The organism is Micromonospora sp. CPCC 205554 (genome assembly GCF_036902745.1).
Classification (GTDB): domain Bacteria; phylum Actinomycetota; class Actinomycetes; order Mycobacteriales; family Micromonosporaceae; genus Micromonospora; species Micromonospora tulbaghiae.
Genome location: NZ_JBAKHP010000001.1, coordinates 383,002 through 398,949 on the forward strand (window position 1 = coordinate 383,002; position 15,948 = coordinate 398,949).

Annotated in this window: 15 protein-coding genes; 5 read left to right on the top strand and 10 right to left on the bottom strand. The window is 72.8% G+C overall.

Going from position 1 to position 15,948, the window contains the following annotated elements; genetic code table 11:
• Window position 1: 1 nt before the first annotated feature.
• From V6U82_RS01835 to V6U82_RS01855, 5 genes are all read right to left on the bottom strand, one after another.
• Complete coding sequence (locus V6U82_RS01835) at window positions 2-1,111, bottom strand: glycosyltransferase family 39 protein (RefSeq protein WP_334458775.1); 1,110 nt, start codon at window positions 1,109-1,111, stop codon at window positions 2-4.
• 201 nt (window positions 1,112-1,312) lie between these two features.
• Entirely contained in the window at window positions 1,313-3,637 is a 2,325-nt protein-coding gene (locus V6U82_RS01840) for a glycoside hydrolase family 3 N-terminal domain-containing protein (RefSeq protein ID WP_334458777.1), read from the bottom strand.
• 39 nt (window positions 3,638-3,676) lie between these two features.
• Window positions 3,677-4,543: a carbohydrate ABC transporter permease gene (locus tag V6U82_RS01845; RefSeq protein WP_334458778.1), complete on the bottom strand. Its 867-nt coding sequence runs from the start codon at window positions 4,541-4,543 to the stop codon at window positions 3,677-3,679.
• Complete coding sequence (locus V6U82_RS01850; protein WP_334458780.1) at window positions 4,540-5,538, bottom strand: carbohydrate ABC transporter permease; 999 nt, start codon at window positions 5,536-5,538, stop codon at window positions 4,540-4,542. Before V6U82_RS01850 ends, V6U82_RS01845 begins: the two co-directional genes overlap by 4 nt.
• Window positions 5,535-6,803: an ABC transporter substrate-binding protein gene (locus tag V6U82_RS01855; protein ID WP_258544822.1), complete on the bottom strand. Its 1,269-nt coding sequence runs from the start codon at window positions 6,801-6,803 to the stop codon at window positions 5,535-5,537. The genes V6U82_RS01850 and V6U82_RS01855 overlap by 4 nt, the downstream gene beginning before the upstream one ends.
• 177 nt (window positions 6,804-6,980) lie before the next feature.
• Between V6U82_RS01855 and V6U82_RS01860 the strand changes: the two genes are divergently transcribed.
• Window positions 6,981-7,985: a LacI family DNA-binding transcriptional regulator gene (locus V6U82_RS01860; protein ID WP_120569507.1), complete on the top strand. Its 1,005-nt coding sequence runs from the start codon at window positions 6,981-6,983 to the stop codon at window positions 7,983-7,985.
• Window positions 7,986-8,196: 211 nt separating this feature from the next.
• Entirely contained in the window at window positions 8,197-9,390 is a 1,194-nt protein-coding gene (locus tag V6U82_RS01865) for an endo-1,4-beta-xylanase (RefSeq protein ID WP_334458783.1), read from the top strand.
• Between the two features lie 66 nt (window positions 9,391-9,456).
• Here V6U82_RS01865 and V6U82_RS01870 read toward each other — a convergent pair whose 3' ends face one another.
• The 4 genes from V6U82_RS01870 to V6U82_RS01885 all read right to left on the bottom strand — a co-directional run bounded on the left by V6U82_RS01870 (window position 9,457) and on the right by V6U82_RS01885 (window position 11,957).
• The gene (locus V6U82_RS01870; protein WP_334458784.1) at window positions 9,457-10,017 is read right to left on the bottom strand and encodes a DUF5872 domain-containing protein; all 561 of its coding nucleotides are present in this window, start codon (window positions 10,015-10,017) and stop codon (window positions 9,457-9,459) included.
• A 37-nt stretch (window positions 10,018-10,054) separates the two neighbouring features.
• Window positions 10,055-10,579, bottom strand: a complete 525-nt coding sequence (locus V6U82_RS01875) for a hypothetical protein (RefSeq protein ID WP_334458785.1) — start codon at window positions 10,577-10,579, stop codon at window positions 10,055-10,057.
• A 66-nt stretch (window positions 10,580-10,645) separates the two neighbouring features.
• Window positions 10,646-11,359: a hypothetical protein gene (locus V6U82_RS01880; RefSeq protein WP_334458786.1), complete on the bottom strand. Its 714-nt coding sequence runs from the start codon at window positions 11,357-11,359 to the stop codon at window positions 10,646-10,648.
• Window positions 11,352-11,957, bottom strand: coding sequence for an RNA polymerase sigma factor (locus V6U82_RS01885; protein WP_334458787.1), 606 nt, complete (start codon window positions 11,955-11,957; stop codon window positions 11,352-11,354). The genes V6U82_RS01880 and V6U82_RS01885 overlap by 8 nt, the downstream gene beginning before the upstream one ends.
• Before the next feature lie 40 nt (window positions 11,958-11,997).
• Between V6U82_RS01885 and V6U82_RS01890 the strand changes: the two genes are divergently transcribed.
• Window positions 11,998-13,572 carry an FMN-binding glutamate synthase family protein gene (locus V6U82_RS01890; protein WP_334458789.1) on the top strand — a complete coding sequence of 525 codons (1,575 nt, stop codon included), beginning with the start codon at window positions 11,998-12,000 and terminating at the stop codon, window positions 13,570-13,572.
• Between the two features lie 56 nt (window positions 13,573-13,628).
• A complete protein-coding gene (locus V6U82_RS01895; protein WP_334458791.1) occupies window positions 13,629-14,831 on the top strand; it encodes a sugar efflux transporter in 1,203 nt (400 codons plus the stop codon).
• A 12-nt stretch (window positions 14,832-14,843) separates the two neighbouring features.
• Here V6U82_RS01895 and V6U82_RS01900 read toward each other — a convergent pair whose 3' ends face one another.
• Entirely contained in the window at window positions 14,844-15,494 is a 651-nt protein-coding gene (locus V6U82_RS01900) for a class I SAM-dependent methyltransferase (protein WP_334458792.1), read from the bottom strand.
• Between the two features lie 176 nt (window positions 15,495-15,670).
• Here V6U82_RS01900 and V6U82_RS01905 point away from each other — a divergent pair, with 176 nt between their 5' ends.
• Window positions 15,671-15,901 carry a DUF2188 domain-containing protein gene (locus tag V6U82_RS01905; protein WP_013286814.1) on the top strand — a complete coding sequence of 77 codons (231 nt, stop codon included), beginning with the start codon at window positions 15,671-15,673 and terminating at the stop codon, window positions 15,899-15,901.
• The last annotated feature ends 47 nt before the right edge of the window (window positions 15,902-15,948 follow it).

Genomic DNA, 15,948 nt, shown 5'->3' on the forward strand with positions numbered 1-15,948 from the left:
GTCACGCGGGAAGCTGGGCCGCCGCGGCGAGCAGCGCGACGAGCGTCAGCACGGCGAGCGCTCCGGCGGCACGCGCCCGGGACAGGGCGACCCCGCCGAGCACCGCCCAGGCCGGCACCGTGAACAGCAGGTTCCCCGCCGACCAGACCGGCACCGCCTGCGCCAGCGCCAGCAGGCCGAGCGCCGGCACCAGCGCCCAGGCGGTGCAGATCGCCGCCGCGTACCGCAGCGGGAGGCTGAACAGGGCCAGCCCGGCCAGCACACCGCCGAGCGCGGCGACGCCGAACAGATCCCCCGGCGTGGCCGCGAGCACCGCGGCGGCGGGACGCGCGCCGGACCCCAGGTGCCCGCCGTCGCGCAGGGCGTAGCCGAGCAGCGCGGCGACCGGGAGCAGCCCGAGGGCCACGGCGGCGAGCCACCGGAGAGCAGCGCGGCGACGGAACGCCAGCACGACCCAGCCGTGGCCGGCGAGCAGCAGCAACGCCACCGGCTGGCACAGGCCCAGCAACAGCACCGCGCCCGCGTAGGGCACGAGCCGGCGCGGACCCGGCCGGTCGAGCGCGGGCACCAGCACCCAGGTGGCGAGCACCGCCGCGAACACCGCCGGGGCGTACGGCTGCGCCTCCTGCGCGTACCGGACGGAGGTCGGCAGGACCGCGAAGATCACCCCGGCCGAGAGGCCGGCGGCGGGCGTGGCGATCCGGGCGGCGAGCGCGCCGACGAGCGCGGCGGCCCCGACCATGGCCAGCAGGGACGGTACGCGCAGCGCGAGGTCCGCCGCGCCGAACAGCGCCGCCCAGCCGCACACGAGCAGGTGGTACGGCCCGAGCGCGACGTCGTCGCCGGTCAGCGCGGCGGCGATCCCCGGCCACGGCGACGTGGCCGCGCGCCGGGTCGCCGAATCTCCGGCGCTCGGGCCCGATGTGGCGATCCGGGCGGCGCCGAGCGCGGCCATCAGCACCGCGGGCACCAGCCACGCCGCGATCCGCCACCGGAGCACGCCGGTCGCGGCGCGGGCGGCGGCGGCCCGGTGCGGCCGGTCCTCGCCCCACGGGTCCTCGACCGCGGCGTCCCCGAGCCGGGGCAGGATCATGGTGTCCGCGTCCATCATCGTGACTCACGCATCCCTGTGGGTGCCGGCGACCGGGACCAGCCGGCCGGGCGGCGAGACGCGACCCGCGCGCGGCGGGCGGCACCGTCCCGGGTCACGGGCTGGATGACATCCTGGAGCCTACTGAGTCGAAAACGACATAACGCCAATATGAGCTGAAAGGGTCCGCCGACCGCCCCGTGGACGACCGGCGGACCCGGCTCAGCGAAGGTCGGTCGTCGTCCAGCGGGGCGAGTCGGCGGTGATCGCGACGGTGTCGCCGGTCAGCGTCGTCCGCGCCTGGGCGTCGCGCCGGGCGCTCGTGCCGACCCAGACGTCGACCTCACCGGGCTCCACCACACGGGTCAGCGTGCGGTCGCTGAACGCCAGCCGCGTTGTCGGCACGGTCAGCTCGACCGTGACCGAGGCGCCCGGCTCCAGGCGCACCCGCCGGTAGCCGAGCAGCTGCGCGACCGGCCGGGTCACCGAGGCGACCAGGTCGCGGCCGTAGAGCTGCACCACGTCGTCACCGGCGACCGGGCCGGTGTTCGTCACGCGCACCGACACCCGCAGCGTCCCGTCGGTCGGCACCTCGGCCGGCACGGTCAGCTCGGTGTACGCGAACGTGGTGAAGGACAGCCCGTGCCCGAACGGCGCCACCGGGGTCGCCGGCAGGTTGGTGCCGTTCATGCCCTCCCCCAGCTCGGGGTGCAGGTACGAGTACGGCTGCGCGCCGGCCGAGCCGGGCAGGCTGACCGGCAGCCGGCCGGACGGGTTGACCCGCCCGGAGAGCACGCCCGCGATCGCCCCGGCGCCCTCCTCACCCGGGAAGAACGTCTGCACCACCGCCGCGCACCGGGACAGCGCCCAGCCGAGCGCGTACGGGCGGCCGGTGAGCAGCACCAGGACGACCGGGGTGCCGGTGTCCAGCACCGCCTCGACGAGCTGGCGCTGCACGCCGGGCAGCTCCAGGTCGTCCCGGTCGCAGCCCTCGCCGACGGTGCCGCGGCCGAACAGGCTGGCGTGGTCGCCCATCACGAGCACTGCCACGTCGGCGGCGGACGCGGCGGCGACCGCCTCGTCGAACCCGGACCGGTCCGCCGAGTCCACCGCGCAGCCCGCCGCGAAGGTGACCGAGTCGGCGCCGAACTCGGCGCGCACCGCCTCCAACACGGTCGGCACCTCGAAGCCGGTCTCCACGTCCGGGTGGTGGGCCAGCACGTGGTTGAGGAACGAGTAGCAGCCGAACAGCGCGCCCTGCCGGTCCGCGTTCGGCCCGACGACCGCCACCCGCCGGCCCGCCGGCAGCGGGAGCACGCCCTCGTTTCCGACCAGGACGACCGACTCCTCGGCGAGCCGGCGCGCGATCGACCGGTGTTCCGGCGAGTCGAGATCGATCGCGCCCGGCGGCTCGTCGTCGAACGTGGCGTCGAGCAGCCCGAGTTCCTGCTTCTGGCGCAGGACGCGCAGCACCGCCCGGTCGACCAGCGCCTCGTCGACCCGGCCGGCCCGCACCGACTCGGTCAGGGTCAGGTAGGCGTCGCCGGTGGGCAGCTCGATGTCGAGGCCCGCGCTCAGCGCCTGCACCGCCGCGTCCGCGTTGTCGGCCGCGACGTGGTGCAGCAGGTTGAGGAAGGCGACCCCGTAGTAGTCGGCCACCACCGTCCCGTCGAAGCCCCACCGGTCCCGCAGCAGGTCGGTGAGCATGGTCGGGTCGGCGGCGACCGGCACGCCGTCGATCTCGGCGTACGAGTGCATGACGCTGCGGGCGTCGCCGTCGAGCAGCGCCATCTCGAACGGCGGCAGCAGCACGTCGGCGAGTTCCCGGGGACCGGCGTGCACCGGGCCGAAGTTACGCCCGGCCCGCGAGGCGGAGTAGCCGGCGAAGTGCTTCAGCGTCGCGAGCACGCCCTGCGACTGGAGTCCCCGCACGTACGAGGTGCCGATCGTGCCGACGAGGTACGGGTCCTCGGCGATGCACTCGTCGACCCGGCCCCAGCGGGGATCCCGGATCACGTCCAGCACCGGGGACAGTCCCTGGTGGATGCCGAGCGCGCGCATCGAGGCCCCGATCGCCGCCGCCATCTCGGTGACCAGGTCGGGATCGAACGCGGCGCCCCAGGCCAGCGGCGTCGGGAAGGTGGCCGCCTTCCACGCCGACAAGCCGGTCAGGCACTCCTCGTGCACGATGGCCGGGATGCCCAGCCGGGTGCCCGTCACCAGGTCCCGCTGGAACTTCCACAACCAGGCCGCGCGGGCGGCGGCGTCGACCGGACGGGTGCCGTAGGCGCGGGTCAGGTGACCCAGCCCGTGCCGGGAGAAGTCCTCGAGCCGGCCGCTGTCGGCGAACTCGCCCTGCAGGGGCGCGACCGCCTCACCGTCCTCCTTCTCCCAGAACCCGACGAGCTGCGCGACCTTCTCCTCGATCGTCATGCGAGCGAGCAGTTCCCGTACGCGCGTCTCGGGGTCGTGTCCGTCCGGCCGGTCGTGGTCCGAACCTGCCTGAGCCGGTACCGGCCCGTCCACCACCGCGTGGACCTCTGTCATGGTGTGCCTTTCCACTGGTTGTGCTGGTACCGCTGCCGCTCAGCCCTTGACCGCGCCCTGGAGACCGCCCACGATCTGCTTCTCCGCCAGGGTGAAGAACAGCAGCGCCGGCAACATCGCCAGCGACGTGAAGGCGAGGACCCCCGCGGTGTCGGTGGTGTACTGGCTGGAGAAGTTCTGCACGCCCAGCGGCAGGGTGTGCAGGTTGACGTCCCCGAGGACGAGCAGCGGCAGGAGGAACGCGTTCCAGCTCGCCACGAACGCGAGGATGCCGACGGTGACGACCGCGGGCCGCGACAGCGGCAGCACGATCCGCCAGAGGAAGCCGAGCCGGCCGGCGCCGTCGATGGCGGCCGCGTCCTCCAGCTCCCGCGGGATGGCCGACAGGAACGGCCGCAGGATGACGATCGTGAGCGGCAGCGAGAAGGCCACCTGCGGAAGGATCACCGCGTAGTAGGAGTTGATCAGGTTCAGGTCACGCAGCAGGAGGTACAGCGGCAGGATCGCCGCGCCGGCCGGGAAGAGCAGGCCGAGGGTGAAGAAGGTGTAGAGCGTCTCGCGTCCCCGGAACGTGTACCGGGCCAGCACGAACGCGGCGGCCATGCCGAGCACCACCACGCCGAGCGTGGTGCCGAGCGCGACCACCGCGCTGTTGAACGCCTGCCGCCAGAACCCGCTCTGCGTGAGCACCCGGGCGTAGTTCTCCCAGACCCACGGGTCCGGCAGGCCGGCCGGGTCGTCCACGATCTGCGGCGTGGTCCGGAAACCACCGACGATGACGTACACGACGGGCGCGATCGACACGGCCGCGATCGCGAGCGCCAGCGCGTACGTCAGCGGCGAGCTCCACTGCACCGGCCGGCGCCCGGCGGAGGGGGCGGGTACGGAGTTCACGGCCACTGTCACTTCCCCTTCCGGGTGATGGCGCCCTCGATGTCACGGCGGAGAAGGAACCGCTGGAACAGCAGCGCCGCGACGAAGGAGATGACGAACAGGATCACGGCCACCGCGTTGCCGTAGCCCCAGAGCCGGGCGAAGAAGCCGTTGTCCACCATGTACGTGGCCATGGTGGCCGAGGCGCCGAGCGAGCGCACCGCGGGCACGGAGGTCACCCAGACCATGTCGAAGACCTGCAACGAGCCGATCATCGACAGGAACATCCAGATCCGGATGGTGGGGCCGAGCAGCGGCAGCGTGACGTGACGCTGGATCTGCCACCAGCTCGCGCCGTCGATCTCGGCGGCCTCGTTCAGCTCCGGCGGCACGTTCGACAGGCCGGCGAGCAGGAGGATGATGGCGAAGCCGACGTACTTCCAGGTGAGGACGAACAGCAGCGTCCAGATGACCACGTCGAGGTCGGCCAGCCACGCCTGCACGAAGCCGCCCAGTCCGATCGACCGCAGCAGCGCGTCGAGCGTGCCGCCGTCGGTCAGGATCAGCTTCCACATGATGCCGACGGTGACCTCGGCGAGCACGTACGGCACGAAGACCAGCAGGCGGAACGCCGAGCGTCCGCGGAAGCGGCGGTTGAGCAGCAGGGCGATGCCGAGTGCGACGGGCCCCTGGATGAGCAGCGACCCGAAGACGATGATCGCGTTGTTGCGCAGCGCGTCGAGGAAGATCGGATCCTGGAACGCGAGCGTGTAGTTGCGGAAACCGACGTACTCGGTGGGCGGGCCGACGCCGCGCCAGCGGAACAGGCTGTAGTAGAACGCGAAGCCCATCGGCACCAGCACGAACAGGACGTAGATGAGGACCGCCGGCGTGGTCAGCCCGATGATCTCGTACCACTTGCGGCGGGTCTCGGCACGGCGTGAGGCGGCTCGTGCGCCGGGCCGGAGGCCCGCCGGCGGCGCGGTCACGCCGCCGGCGGGCATACGGGTCTGCGATGCGGACGTCACTTGCTTGCGGCCGCCTTCATGGCCGAGACGACCTTCTCAGGTGTCCCGTTGCCGGCGAAGATCGCGACGATCGCGTCGTTCATCGCGTTGCCGACGGTGCTGCCGAAGGCGGTGTCGAGCCAGAGCTGCACGTAGGTGGCCGAGGAGGTGGACTCCAGGATGGACTTCAGGGCCGGGTCGGTGACGCCGTCGGCCGCGCCCTTGGCGACCGGCAGGCCGGTGCCGGTGGCGGCGTAGCCCTTCTGCACCTCGGGGCTGACGAGGTACTTGAGGAACTCGACGCACTCGGCCGGGGCGTTCTTGGAGCAGGCGAACCCGTCGCCGCCGCCCAGGGCGGCCTTCGGGTCACCGGCGGAGCCGGAGATCGCCGGCACCGGGAACCAGCCGAGGAACTTGCCCAGGGCCGCCTTGTCGGTGGCGACGGTGTCCAGGGTGCCCCGGTTCCAGTCGCCCATCAGCTCCATCGCGGCCTTGCCGTTGGCGAGCAGGCCGTTGGCGCTGGTCGGGTCGTTCTGGCCCGGCGTGGCGATGAAGTTGTTCTGGAACGGCTTGGTGTCGATGAACGCCTTCAGGTCCTGGCCGGCCTTGACGAAGCACGGGTCGTCGAAGGTCCGGTCGGTGCTGGCCTTCTTCAGCGTGTCGACCGAGCAGGCACGCAGCGCGAAGTTGTACCACCAGTGCGCGGCGGGCCACTTGTCACCGGCGCCGAGGGCGATCGGGACGACGTTGATGGCCTTGAGCTTGGTGACCGCGGTGTTGAGTTCCTCGAAGGTGGTCGGCGGCGCCGTGATGCCCGCCTTCGCGAACATGTCCTTGTTGTACCAGATGCCCTCGATGCCCATCCGGTACGGCAGGCCGTACTGCTTGCCGTTGACCTGCCAGATCTCCGAGGCGCTACCGATGTCGGCCACCTCGTCCTTCACCTGGTCGGTGATGTCCTTGAGGTAGTCGGCCTCGACCTGCTCGCGCATCTCGCCGCCGCCCCATGCCTGGAAGACGTCCGGCGGGTCGTTGCTCAGCAGCGCGGCGGGGAGCCGGGTGCGCTGGAGCTGGTTCGTCTCGATCGCCTCGATTTCGATCTTGACGGTCGGGTGGGCTGCGGAGAAGTCCTTGGCGACCTTCTCCCAGTACGTCTTGCCGGGCCCGTCCTGCGAGGCGTTGTGCCACCAGGTCAACGTCACCGGGTTCTTGTACAGCTCGCTCTCGGCGGCCTTCTCCTCCTCGCCACCGCCACTGCACGCGGAGGCCAGCAGAGCGCTTGTCACAAACAGTGCCAGGACGGCACCAGCACGGCGCTTCATCGCCATAGATGTCTCCTCGACCACTTAGCCGGGTTACCTGCGGGGGAGTTTTACAGGGCCGTAACGTGAAGTCAATCGGTATCGATAACGTTTTCGACATCGTCTTCGATCGCCCCGGGAGAGCCCTCTATCATCGTCGGCGTGGTGTTCGAGCAGCGCGTCAAGATGTCGGACGTGGCACGTACGGCCGGCGTCTCGGTGGCAACCGTATCGAAGGTTGTCAATGGCCGGTACGGCGTCGCGCAGGCCACCGTCGAGCGCGTCCAGCAGGTCATCCACGAACTCGGGTACGAGGCCAGCCTCGGGGCGCAGAGCCTGCGCAGCCACCGCACGAACGTGCTGGGCATCCTGGTCGCCGAGTTCGAGCCGTTCTCCACCGAGCTGCTCAAGGGCGCGTCCCGGGAGGTCGCCGGCAGCGGCTACCAGCTGCTCGCCTACTCCAGCGGTGACGGCGAGGGCGCGGCCATAGGGTGGGAGCGGCGCTCCCTCGCGCGACTGTCCGGCACGCTCATCGACGGCGCGGTGATCGTGACACCGACAGTGGTCGAGACCAAGCACGGCTTCCACGTGGTGGCCGTCGACCCGCACACCGGCCCGTCCGGCCTGCCCACCGTCGACTCCGACAACTTCGCCGGCGCGGTGCTGGCCACCGACCACCTGCTGTCACTCGGCCACCGGCGGATCGCGCACATCAGCGGCCGGCCCGACCTGGAGTCGGCCCGCCTGCGCGAGGCCGGGTTCCGCAAGGCGATGGCCGACGCGGGCGTGCCGGTGGACGAGCAGCTCGTCCGGGTCGGCGGCTTCCGCACCGAGACCGCCGCCAGCACGGCCGCCGAACTGCTCGCGCTCCCCGACCGGCCGACCGCGATCTTCGCCGGCAACGACCTCTCGGCCATCTCCACAGTCGACGTCGCCCGCGGCCTCGGCCTCGGCGTACCGGACGACCTGTCGGTCATCGGCTTCGACAACATCCCGGAGTCGGCGCTCGTCGACCCACCGCTCACCACGATCCGGCAGCCGCTGCAACGCATGGGCGCCGAGTCGCTGCGCCTGCTGATCGACCTCATCGCGGGCGTCGAGCGGGACACGCACATCCAGCTCCCGACCGAACTGGTCGTCCGGGCCTCCTGCCGCCCGCTGCGCTGAGACGCCACCTCACCCTCCCGATCCGGGTGATTGACGGACGGCTATCGGCGTCCGTAAGGTTTCGGGCTACTTCCGGAAGTCAGACCGGAAGTTTCGGAAGCCCGCACCGACCGTCCACCCGGGCGCCCGCCGGTCCGTTCCACGCCGCGGCGTTCCCGGCACCGCCACCGCCGGCCCTCCGGCCGCGCGCACCCTCCCGAAAGGAACGACCATGAAGCTGAGACGCTGGCTCGCCGCCGGCGCCGTCGCCGTCGCGACCGCCACCGCCCTCAACGTCGTCCCCGCGACGGCCGGACGGCCGTACGACCCGGCCGCGCAGAGCCTGCGCGAGCTGGCCAAGCGCCACGGCCTGTACGTGGGCACCGCAGTGGACATGGCCGCCCTCAACGACGCCGCCGAACCGCAGTACCGCCAGATCGCCGCGTCCGAGTTCTCCACGGTCACCGCCGAGAACGTGATGAAGTGGGAGAGCCTCGAACCCACCCGCGGCACCTACAACTGGGGCCCGGCCGACGAGCTGATCGACTTCGCCCGCAAGAACAACCAGCGGGTCCGGGGCCACGTGCTGGTCTGGCACAACCAGTTGCCCGCGTGGCTGACCAGCGGAGTCGCGGACGGCTCGATCAGCAAGGCCGAGCTGCGCCAGATCCTGCGCAACCACATCACCGCCGTGGTCACCCACTTCAAGGGCAAGATCTGGCAGTGGGACGTGGTGAACGAGGCGGTCAGCGACCCCTGGGACACCCCGTCCACCCTGCACTACAAGGGGTTCTGGGCGCAGAACCTCGGGCCCGGCTACATCGCCGACGCGTTCCGCTGGGCCCGCGCCGCCGACCCGAAGGCGCTGCTGTTCTACAACGACTACAACATCGAGGCGTTCGGCTCCGGCAACCCGGCCGACGACAAGACGCAGTTCGTCTACAACATGGCCCGTGACCTGCGGGCCAAGGGCGTACCGATCGACGGCGTGGGCGCACAGGGCCACCTGGGCACCCAGTACGGAAACTTCAGCACGCTCCAGGTGGCCGCGGCGCTGCGCAAGTTCGCCGGGCTCGGGCTGGCCACGGCCCTCACCGAGGTGGACGTGCGCAGCCAGATCACCGAAGGGGTGGAGGCCGGCGACTCCGCGGAGATCAACCCGCGCCTGCAGGCGTCCGCGGCGAACTTCAGCGTGCTGATGCAGGCCTGCCTGGCCGAGCGGCACTGCCTGTCGTTCACCCTCTGGGGCTTCACCGACAAGCACTCCTGGGTGCCTGGCGCGTTCTCCGACCCGCCGGAGGGCCTGGCCACCGTGTACGACGAGAACTACCAGCCGAAGCTCGCGTACCACGAACTGAAGTCGGACCTGATCTTCTCCGGTCCGCCCTACGTGCTGCCGCGCATCCCGCAGCACCCGCGCCGCTGACCGTCGCGCGGCGGGGCCGGCCTGCGAGCCGGCCCCGCCGTCGCGGTGCGCCACGGGGGTGCGTGCTCACGCCGCCCGGCGCCGGCCCAGTTCCGACTCCAGCCGCCCGATGAGCGTCTTGCGGGCCTTGCCGCCGCGTTCCCGGCGCAGCGCCGCGCCGAGCTGGCGGGTGTCGAGGTCGCGGACCAGCTTGACCGCCTCGGTCACCGGCAGCTCGTTGATCTGCTCGGCGGCCGTGGCGTCCCGGCGGGCCCGCTTCGCCGGGCCGGTGTTCGGCACGTACTGGCGGCCGGAGCGCGACGCGCGGCGCTTGCGGGTGTCGGTGGCGCGCCGTTCGTTCTCCGACAGCTCCTTCCACGCCTGTTCGGGCAGGTAACGGCGCGTTTCGCCACCGTTGCGGGCGCGCGTGTCACCGCTGCGGGTCTGCCACTTCTCGCCGCCCCAGCGTTGCAGCGAGCGCTGCCGCGCGTCCTTCGGGCCCTCGAATCCCCCGCCGGCCTTCTTGTACTCGTTCGTCAACAGCTGCGACTTGCGGGCCGACCACTGCCCCGGCCGTCCGCCCTTGTCGGAGGCGCGGATCTCGGCCTTGAGGCGCTCCCGCAGTTCCGGCTCGGTGTACTTCGCCATGACGCAGCGTTACCCGGACCGGCAGCGGCCATGCCGGTCAGCCGGACGCCGGCCGGTAGACCAGATCCATCGTGTCGGCGCGCCCCGACCAGTCCAGCCGCAGCCGCCAGCACCCGGCGGCCGGCAGGTCGACGATGGACGGCCCGGGTCCGCCCGCCACCTCCCGGACGACCGGGGTGTCCGTCCCGTCCCGCGTCGCGGTGATCACCAGAGGCGTCCGCTGCGCCGGCTCGGACCGGCCCGGCTCGGGCCGCGCCACCCAGAGGATCTTGTTGTTCGCGCCGTCGCCGCGCGCGTGCACCAGCGGGTACGCGAACAGGATCGCCACGATGTCGCCCCCGGTTCCGAAGACGTGCCGCACCCGGGTGTCGCCGGTGAACCCGGCGTCCGCCCAGTCCGGCAGCCGTCCGGTCTCCAGCCGCTCGGCGCAGGCCGTCGGCGCGGACGGCCCGGTGGCGGGCACGGTGCCCGTGGCCGGCCCGTCGGCCGGTTGCGCGGCCGGGCCGGAGCACCCGGCCAGCAGCAGGACCGGCACCAGCAGGACTCTTCTCGGAACGGACATCCGGCCTCCCCGTCGACGACTCCCGTCTTCAGGACACCGCCCGGCGTCGCGAGGTTCCCGCCGCGCTCACCCCACCGAGGCCGCGACGTCCAGCGCCTGCTCCCGGGTGAGATCGCCCTCCAGCCGGTAGCTCACCCCGGACCGCTCCCAGATCAGCGTGGCGGCGGACAACCGTGCGGTGGCGACGCGTTCCGTCCCCGACCGGTCCACGTACGCCAGCGCGTGCGGACCGCCCACCCAGATCGCGAACTCGCCGCCGACCTGGGTGAGCGTCACGTCCGCCCCGGCGGAGCGCTTGTGGAACACGATGTCGAGTGAGCCGTCGAACGCGTCCAGCCGCACCGTCCCGCCCCGGTAGAGCAGGCTGACCACCCGGTGGGCGCCGGCGCCGTCCGGATCGGCGACGAGCACGCGTTCCGGCGGGCCGAGGCGGGCCGGCACCCGGATCGGGAAGCGGACCTGCCGCTGCGCCTCGGCGAGCGCGACCTCGTGCTGCGCGGGCAGCGGCGAGGGCGTACCGGTGGGTGGCGGCGCGGGCGCGGTGTCGACGACGACCCCGGAGATCCGCAGCAGCCCGGTCACCGCACCGGCGAGCGCGGCCCGCCCCGGCGGCATTGCCGCCACGAGCAGGGCGGCGAGCGCGGCGGCCAGCACGTACCGCCACCGGCGGCGCGGCGCGGGCGCGTCGAGCCGGGCGCGGACCCGCGCGGTGAGGTCGGGCGTACGCGCCGGCTCCAGCCAGCCGGTCAGCTCACGCAGCTCCCGTTCCAGATCAGCCACGGTGCGCCACCTCCCGGTCCAGCAGGGCACGCAGCTTCGCCAGCGCCCGGTGGGTCCGTGACTTCACGGTGCCCCGGGGCAGCCCCAGCACGGTCACCGTCTCGTCCTCGCCGAGGTCGAGCAGATAGCGGCAGACGATCACCTCGCGGTCGCGCCCGGGCAGCCGGCGCAGCGCCTCGACCAGCGCGGCCCGGCGCTCGGCCGCCAGCACGGCGTCGAGCCCGTCGTCGGCGGTGACCGTCGCGACCGGGTCCGCCGCCGCGCGCAGCGTCAGCCCGTCGCGCCGGGTGCGCGTCCGGTGCAGGTTCCGGGTCTCGTTGGCGACGATCGCGAGCAGCCAGGACCGGAACGACGCCTCGCCCCGGTAACGGGACAACTTCCGGTACGCCTTCACGAACGCCTCCTGGACCACGTCCTCGGCGTCCGGGCCGGCGCCGAGCAGCACCGCCGTCCGGTACGCGGACGCGGTGTGCCGGGCGACCAGGGCGTCGTACGCCTCCCGGTCGCCGGCGCGTACGCGGGTGACGAGTTCGTCGTCGTCCAGGGCAGCCTCCGTCGGTCCGCTTCCATGACACCGCTCGCGCCGCCCGGGTTCCACCGGGAGTTTGGCCGGGTGCCGGGGCGGAAAGAGTGGCGGGATGAGCTGGGCGAAGAGAGCCGTACCCGCAGCCGTCGCCGCCGTCGCCGCGCTGGCGGCGCGGGACCTGCTGCAACGCGACCACGCGCTGCGCCACAACTTCCCGGTGCTGGGCCGGGCCCGGTACCTGATCGAGTCGATCGGCCCGGAGCTGCGGCAGTACATCGTGGCCGGCAACGACGAGGAGCGGCCGTTCACCCGCGACCAGCGGCGCTGGGTGTACGCCTCGGCCAAGCAGGAGAACAACTACTTCGGTTTCGGCACCGACAACGACATCGAGCACACCTCCGGCTATCCGATCATCAAGCACCGCACGTTCGGCCGGACGGTCCCGCCGTCGGCGCCGACCGCCGGGCACGACGTGACGCTGCCCTGCGCCAAGGTGCTCGGCGCGGCACGCGGCCGGGCACACGCGTTCCGGCCGGAGTCGGTGGTGAACATCTCCGGGATGAGCTTCGGGTCGCTGTCCGGCAACGCGGTGGAGGCGCTCAACCGGGGCGCCGCGCTGGCCGGCTGCCTGCACAACACCGGTGAGGGCGGGCTGTCGCCGTACCACCGCAACGGCGGTGAACTGGTCTTCCAGCTCGGCACCGCGTACTTCGGCTGCCGGGACGAGCAGGGCCGGTTCAGCCTGGAGCGGCTCAAGGACCTGGTGGCGTCGGCGCCGGTCCGGGCGCTGGAGATCAAGCTCAGCCAGGGCGCCAAGCCGAGCCTCGGCGGTCTGCTGCCGGCGGCGAAGGTGTCCGCCGAGATCGCCGCCACCCGGGGCATCCCGGAGGGACGCGACTGCGTCAGCCCGTCCCGGCACGCCGAGTTCTCGGACTGCGACAGCCTGCTGGACTGGGTGGAGCTGCTCGCCGCCGAGACCGGGCTGCCGGTCGGCATCAAGTCCGCCGTCGGCGACCTGGGGTTCTGGGAGGAGCTGACCACGCTGATGCGCGACACCGGCCGCGGCGTGGACTTCGTGACCGTCGACGGCGGCGAGGGCGGCACCGGCGCCGCGCCGCTGATCTTCAGCGACTCGGTCTCGCTGCCGTTCCAGCAGGGCTTCTCCCGGGTCTACCGGACCTTCGCCGAACGCGACCTGCACGAGAGCGTGGTGTTCGTGGGCGCTGGCAAGCTGGGCCTGCCGGACAACGCGGTGGTGGCGTTCGCGCTCGGCGCCGACATGGTCAACGTCGGGCGGGAGGCGATGCTGGCGATCGGCTGCATCCAGGCGCAGAAGTGCCACACCGACACCTGCCCGACCGGCGTCGCCACGCAGAACGCCTGGCTGGCCCGGGGTCTGGACCCGGCCCGCAAGTCGGTCCGGGCCGCGAACTACATCCGTACGCTGCGCCGCGACCTGGTCAAGGTGGCCGAGGCGTGCGGCGTCGAGCATCCCGGGCTGATCGGCACCGACTCGGTGGAGATCCTCGACGGCCGGACCTCCTCGATCCCGCTGGACCGGGCGTTCGGCTACCGGCCGGAGTGGGGGATGCCGTCGGCAGCCGACCGGGCGGAGATCGTCCGGCTGATGACGGCCGAGGCGCCGCAGGGCGGCAGCGCGCCGCCCTCCCCCACCGCCGTCGGCTAGTCCGGGCGGCGGAAACTCGGTCGGCCGCCGCACCGCCGCCGCGTACAGTCCGCCGCATGGCTGTGGACACGAGGCCGGCGGTACGCGCCGGCCGCTTCCGGCTGCTCCCGCTGGGTGTGGTGTTCCTGACCGTCGGCCTCTCCACCGCCGTGGTGCTGCCGTTCCTGTCGCTGTTCCTCGACCGCGAGGTCCACGCCAGTCCGTTACGGGTGACCGTGTTCCTGGTCGTCGCGCCGCTGTCCGGGGTGGTCGCCTCCGCGCTGATCGGCCGGCTGTCGGACCGCCTGCCGATCCGGCGCGCGCTGCTCGTCGGCGCCGCGCTGGCCGGCGTGCTGGGCGCGGGCCTGACCGCGTACGTCCGCGACTACTGGATCCTGCTGGGACTCACCGCGACCGCCACGGCGCTGGCGAACTCGCTGTTCCCGCAGTCGTTCGCGTACACCCGGGCACTGTTCGACAGGGACGATCCGGCGCGGGCGGCGTTCGGCGTCAGCCTCATGCGGACCGTGTTCTCGCTGGCCTGGGTGGCCGGGCCGGCGCTGGCCGCGGTGCTGCTCGACGTCGGCGGTTTCCGCCTGGTCTACGGCATGGCCGCCGTCATGTACGCGCTGGCCGCGCTGGTGGCCGCGTTCCGGCTGGAGGAGCTGCCGCTGCCGGCGCGGCCGGTCGCGGGCGATCCGGACGGCGCCGCGCCCGGCCCGCCCGGCGCGTCCCGGCTGCGGCTGGCGTCGACGGCGCTCGCGTTCGTGCTGCTCCAGTGCCCGCTGACGGTCGGCGTGCAGGCGCTGCCGCTGTTCATCGACACCGAACTGAACGACGACCCCTCCCGCGCCGGACTGGTGCTGGGCCTGTGCGCGGCGCTGGAGATCCCGCTGATGCTCGGGCTGGGCGCGCTGACCGCGCGGGTCCGGCTGCGGACGCTGATCCTGGTCGGCGGTGCCTGCGGGGTCGCCTACTACGCGACCGCCGCGCTGGCGCCGAGCGTGCCGGTCCTGCTGTTCACGCAGCCGGTGAACGCGCTGTTCATCGCCGCGGTGTCCGGCGTCGGCATCGCCTACGTGCAGGATCTGCTACCGGGCGAGCCGGGCCGGGCCACCACGCTGTTCACCAACACGTTCCCGATCGGCGCCATGCTCGCCGGGCCGCTGCTCGGGATCTCCGCGCAGGTCGGCTACCGGTGGGCGTACGGCATGAGCACCGCGCTGTGCGCGGCCGGGCTGCTGGTGCTGCTGCTGACCCGGCCGCGGGCGCGGGCCTGACCGGCGCCGCGGTCAGCGGCGCCGCACCAGGACCACGTGGTCGATCAGCTCACCGGTCCGGCCGTCCGGGCCGGTGGCGGTGCGGCGCTGCGCGCCCAGCCGCTCGGTGTCCCAGCCGTCCGGGTCGAGGCTCATCGCGGCCAGGATCTCCTCGGGTTCGGCGAACCGGTGGTGGCCGGTGTCGGGCCCGGCCCACGGCGGGGGCGCGCCGTGCTCGACGACGAGCAGCCGGCCGCCGGGCGCCACCGCCTCGGCCGCCGGGGGCAGCACCTTCTCCCGGGGCAGGACCAGCGGCGACTGGAAGAACTGCGCGGACACCAGGTCGTACCGGCCGGGCGGGAAGCCCTGGGTCAGATCGTGCCGGACGGTGGTGATCCGCTCCGCCACTCCGGCTCGCTCGGCCTCGACGGCGAGGCGGTCCAGCGCGACGGACGAGATGTCCACGGCGGTGACCCGCCATCCCTTCGACGCCAGCCACACCGCGTCGCCGCCCTCACCGGAACCCAGGTCGAGCGCAGTGCCCGGGGGCAGCGCGGCGGCCACCTCGGCCAGGACCGGGTTCACCCGGCCGCTCCAGATCCGGTCCCGCTGGCCGTACCGCTCGTCCCAGAACCGGGCCGGGTCGGTGTCCGCCGCCGGATGCTCGTGGTGGTGCCCCGTCATGTCTGCCTCCTCGCCGCCGGCCTCTGGTGTCCGGGCCACCGCCATCGTGCGCCGCCGCCCGCCGGACGGCAAGGAACCTTGCCGTTCCGGCAAAACACTGATGGACCGCAGGATTAGCGCACCGCGCCCGTGGGCAGACATTTGTCATCAGGCACACGAACGAGGGAGCTGACGGCATGGCGAAGGGCGACATCGACACCTACCAGCAGGACGGGCAGTGGAAGAACCGCCCGGAGGGCAACGAGCGCGCGACCAGCCGCCACGACACCAAGGCGGAGGCCGAGGCCGCCGGCCGGGAGATGGCGGCCGAGCGCGGCGCCGAGCACGTGATCAAGAAGCAGGACGGCACGATCGGCGAGAAGAACACGTACCCCCGCAGCCGCGACCCCCGGGAGATCCCGGGCTGAGCACGCAGCGCGGACGCGATACGGCGCCGGACCCGGCCGGGTCCGGC